Raw genomic sequence first — 4,956 nt, forward strand, 5'->3', positions numbered from 1 at the left:
TCCGAATCGAGGGGACGCACCCAGAGCTGGGACTTGCCCGTCGCGTCGGTGCCGCTGAAGACGACGTCCTTCCCATCGGGCGAGATGGCCGCATTTCTCAGCGAGACTTTATCCGGAAGGAGGAGCGTGGTGCGGAGGACACGCGCGTCCGGAGTGGAGGCCGAGGGTTCTCTCGCGAGGCCGAGCCAGAGGGCCGCGGCCACGGCCACCGCGGCAACGGCCCAGGCCAGGCGCTCCCGGCTTCTGCGCCGCGTGACGCCAGGAGTGGGGAGGCCGACCTGTGAGCCCTCCGCGATCCACCGGAGCTGGAGCATCACATCGTGTGCCGTCTGCACCCGCTCGTTCGGGTCCTTCGCGAGGCAAACTTGGATCAATCGGTCGAGCAGAGGCGGGCTGGTCGGCTGGACCGAGGAAATCGAAGGCGGCTCGGCGGACATGATCGCCGTGATGAGAGACGCCCGGCTCGATGCGTCGAAAACCTTGCGACCCGTAGCCATCTCGTAGAGGACCGCCCCAAACGCGAAGATGTCCGTGCGGGCGTCGACTTCCTTGCCCTCGAGCTGTTCCGGAGCCATGTACTGCACGGTCCCGAGGATCGTTCCCTCTCTCGTCAAATCTCCTTGCGTCGGTGACGCGCTGTCTCCTTTGTCGCCCGTCGTACCGAGAGGTCGAATGTCTTTGGCGAGCCCGAAGTCGAGAAGCTTCACGCCCGAGCGCGTGAGCATGACGTTCCCTGGCTTCAGATCCCGATGAACGATGCCCTTGCGATGGGCCTTGTCGAGGGCGTCGGCGATCTCGATTCCATAGCGAAGCATCTGATCGAGCGGCAACGGTCCTTTTTTGAGCCGGTCCGAGAGCACCTCGCCCTCGAGGTACTCCAGCACGAGATAGTCGGTGCCGGCGTCGCGACCTACGTCGTAGACCGCGCAGATGTGCGGATGAGAGAGCTGCGAGATCGTCCTCGCCTCACGCTCGAATCGCTGGCGAATCTCCGAAGACGTCGACAGATGGTCCGGAAGAACTTTGATCGCCACCGTACGGTCGAGGCGCGTATCGCGCGCCTGGTAGACTTCGCCCATACCGCCGGCTCCGACGGGACTGAGGACTTCGTAGGGTCCGAGACGAGTGCCTCGAGAAAGACTCACGTCGGCGAGGATACGGGATCTAGGGTGGAGCGGCAAGCTATTTGCGTGATGCGATGCTCGTGTTGGTCTCGACGACGGAAGAAACGAGTAATCGTCGCATGTGGAGTTGTAAGTTCCTTTCGTTACCGCTAGATTTCCCCGATGACCCTCGCTGCCGGAACCCGATTGGGGCTGTATGAGATCACCGCCCCTCTGGGTAAGGGCGGGATGGGCGAGGTGTACCGCGCCACGGACACAAAGCTCGGGCGAGAGGTTGCCCTCAAGGTCCTGCCCGCGGAAATGGCCGCGAGCCCGGAGCTCTTCGAGCGCTTCCGGCGCGAGGCGAGAGCCCTAGCTGCGCTCGATCATCCCAACATCGTGACCGTTTATTCCGTCGAAGAAGCGGAGGGTATCCACTTCCTGACCATGCAGCTCGTTGAGGGCGAGTCTCTAGACCGCCTCGTGCCCGAGGGCGGGATGCCGATCGGGCAGCTCTTGAGCCTTGCCACCGCACTCGCCGACGCGCTTGTGGCGGCGCACGGGAAGGGCATCGTGCACCGCGATCTCAAGCCCGGCAACGTGATGGTGACGCAAGACGGCCGAGTCAAAGTCCTGGACTTCGGTCTCGCGAAGGTTGCCGCGCCGGAGCCGAGAGGGCAGAAGGAATCGGAGCTCTCGACCGCGATGAGGACCCGCGAGGGCGTCGTGATGGGAACTGTGCCCTACATGTCGCCGGAGCAACTCAGGGGGCGGGCGATGGACCACCGGACGGACATGTTCTCGCTGGGCGTCATCGTCTACGAGATGGCGACCGGGCGCCGTCCGTTCGCTGGCGAATCCGCCGCGGAGCTCGGCTCGGCGATCCTGCGGGACGTGCCCCCGCCTCTGGCGAATCTGCGTCCCGACCTGCCGGCCGGGCTAACGCGGGTCGTCAACCGCTGCCTCGAGAAGGATCCCGCCGCTCGCTTCTCGAGCATGCAGGATGTTCACGGTGAACTCTCGGCGGTCTCCACGGGTGGGGCGGATCGGCGAAACGTTTCGAGCCAAGGGCACGCGCCGAGGTCATGGTCGCGCGCGCTCGTGCCCACGATCGCGGGCATCGCGATCCTGCTGGGAGCGGCGGCGTATCTGGTGAACCGGCTTCCCGTCTGGCGCACGCAAAAGGCTCCAATTCAGCATCAGATCCGATCGATCGCCGTGCTCCCGCTCGACAACTACTCGGGCGATCCTAACCAGGAGTATTTCGCAGAGGGCATGACCGACGAGCTGACCGCCGACCTCGCCCGCATCAGCCGGCTTCGCGTCATCTCGCGCGGCTCCGCCATGCAATTCAAAGGCGGGCAACGACCGCCGACCCCTGAGATCGCGAAGGTGCTCGACGTCGATGCCGTCGTCGAGGGCTCGGTGCTCCGAGCAGACGACCGTGTCCGGATCACGGTCCAGCTGATCGACGCGCGGGCCGATCGCCACCTGTGGGCCAACAGCTTCGAGCGCAGCTCGCGTGACATTCTCGCGCTCCAGGACGAGCTGACGTCGGCCATCGCCCGTGAGATCCACGTGCAACTGACCCCGGCGGACGAGTCACGACTGGGAAGTGCCCCCGAGGTGAATCCCGAGGCCTACGATGCCTACCTAAAGGGACGCTACTTCTTCAACCGCCCGAGCGACGAGAACCTGCAGAAGGCGATCGCACGCTTCGAAGACGCGATCGCAATCAGCCCAGACTTCGTCCCCGCGCTCTCGGGGCTGTCGGACGCTTACCTCTGGGCTGGCTACAACGAGGGGTTCCTGACCGCCTCGGAGGCGCGGCCCAAGGCGAAGGAAGCGGCCGAGAAAGCCGTCGAGCTCGACGACAGCTCGGCCGAGGCGCACACCTCGCTCGCCGTGTTCAAGCTCTTCTACGAGTATGACTGGGCGGGCGCCGAAGTGGAGTTTCGCCGGGCGTTCGAGCTCAATCCGAACTACGCGTACGCCCACGACCAGTTCGCGCTCGGGCTGGCCTTCCAGGGACGGTTCGACGAGTCGGTTGCCGAGAGCCAGCGCGCGGCCGAGTTGGACCCACTCAACCCGCAGGTCCCGATCGACGCCCTCTTCGCGTTCGCCTGGCAAGAAGATTACACAGCGGCGAGAGAGCAGGCCAGGAGGTCCGCGGAGCTCGATCCCACCTACTTCTTTCCTCCCCTTGCCTACGGGTGGATCGACATTCAAGCCGGAAATGTCCAAGAGGCTATCCCGCATATCGAGAAGGCCAAGACGATGGGAGCGCCGCCGTTTGTCGGCGCCTGGCTCGCCTACGCCTATGGGGCTTCGGGCGATCGAGCTCGGGCGCTTCAGGAGCTCGAGGAAGTGAAGCGAATGTCGCTCGGTGGTTCGGTAACGGCGTTCAACCTCGCGCTCGTCTCCCTCGGCCTCGGCGACCACGGTCGCGCGGTGAGCTATCTGGAGCAGGCTTACGCATCGGACTCGGAGTGGCTAGGGTGGCTCGGGCGCGACCGGGCATTCGATCCGCTCCGCTCGGACGCACGGTTCGTCGCGCTCATGAAGACGCTGGGCTTCGAAGAGTGACGGTAGAGTGAAACGTCGAGCTCGAAGACACAGGGCATCCTAGTCAATTCCTAGCGACCATCCTGAGTCGTCACCGCGGAGACCCGGCTCTTACTGGATTCGCGCCGCGTCTTCTTCGTGGGTCGGGATACGGCTTACTGCCGGTTCTGTCGTCATTTTTCATGGTAAAATGACGACGGTATGGGCAGTGGCAAATATCCTCGGATCACGACACCGCCGCGGCAAAGCTTCTTCCTTCTTGGGCCGCGGGGAGTAGGCAAGAGCACCTGGGCGCGATCCGAGCTAGCCGGCGCTCATCGATTCGACTTGCTCGACGAGGGGCTGTACCAGAGCTTGCTGGCGGAGCCGTCGTTGTTCGCTGACGAGCTCCGAACGGTTCCGAAGGGCAGTTGGGTGGTTGTCGACGAAGTGCAGAGGATCCCTTCGTTGCTCAACGAAGTCCACCGGTTCATCGAAGAGCGCAAGCTTCGATTCGCGTTGCTCGGCTCGAGCGCGCGCAAGCTCAAGACCGCGGGCACCAACTTGCTCGCCGGACGTGCCGTTCGCAAGCAAATGTTTCCTCTCGTGCCCGCTGAGCTCGAAGAGGACTTCTCGCTCGAGGCGGTGTTGCGGTTCGGGAGCATCCCCCTCGTCTGGGCTGCACCGGAGCGGAAGCGCGTTCTCGAAGCCTATGTACAAATGTATCTGAAAGAGGAGATCCGTGCCGAGGCGCTTGTGCGCAATCTTCCCGGGTTCCTACGATTTCTTCCCATCGCGGCTCTGATCCATGGGCAAGTCGTTAACGTCTCCGGTGTGGCCCGCGATTCGGGAACGCCGCGAACCACGGTCGCCGGCTACCTCGACATTCTCGAAGACACGTTGTTGACGTTCAGGCTACCCGCTTACGAAGCGAAGCTCCGGGTGCGCGAGCGCAAACATCCGAAGCTCTACTGGGTCGACTCGGGATTGGTTCGTACCATCAAGAAGCAGTTCGGGCGTGTCGCCGCCGAAGAGCGAGGAGCTCTCCTCGAAGGATGGATTCTCACGTTGTTGAGAGCCTACGCCGAGGAGAGCGAGCTATACGACAGCATCTTCTACTGGTCCCCCACCCAAGCGTCGAATGTTGAAGTCGACTTTCTCCTGCAGCGAGGGCGGCGTTTTCTGGCCATCGAGGTCAAGTCACAACCGCGATACCAAACATCCATGCTGGCCGGCTCGAGAGCTATTGCCGAGCTACCCAAGCTCACGCGGCGCATCCTGTCGTACGGAGGCACCCGCAGCCTGAAGA

At 63.6% G+C, this 4,956-nt stretch carries 3 protein-coding genes; 2 read left to right on the forward strand and 1 reads right to left on the reverse strand.

What is annotated here, in order from left to right; genetic code table 11:
• Positions 1-1,145, reverse strand: a 1,145-nt coding sequence (locus VEK15_12450; GenBank protein ID HXV61501.1) for a serine/threonine-protein kinase, incomplete at its 3' end; no start/stop codon positions are given.
• Positions 1,146-1,286: 141 nt separating this feature from the next.
• Between VEK15_12450 and VEK15_12455 the strand changes: the two genes are divergently transcribed.
• Both VEK15_12455 and VEK15_12460 read left to right on the forward strand, forming a co-directional pair.
• The gene (locus VEK15_12455) at positions 1,287-3,689 is read left to right on the forward strand and encodes a protein kinase (GenBank protein ID HXV61502.1); all 2,403 of its coding nucleotides are present in this window, start codon (positions 1,287-1,289) and stop codon (positions 3,687-3,689) included.
• A 180-nt stretch (positions 3,690-3,869) separates the two neighbouring features.
• A partial coding sequence (locus tag VEK15_12460) for a DUF4143 domain-containing protein (GenBank protein ID HXV61503.1) occupies positions 3,870-4,956 on the forward strand: 1,087 nt, incomplete at its 3' end.

The sequence above is a fragment of the Vicinamibacteria bacterium genome (assembly GCA_035620555.1).
Classification (GTDB): domain Bacteria; phylum Acidobacteriota; class Vicinamibacteria; order Marinacidobacterales; family SMYC01; genus DASPGQ01.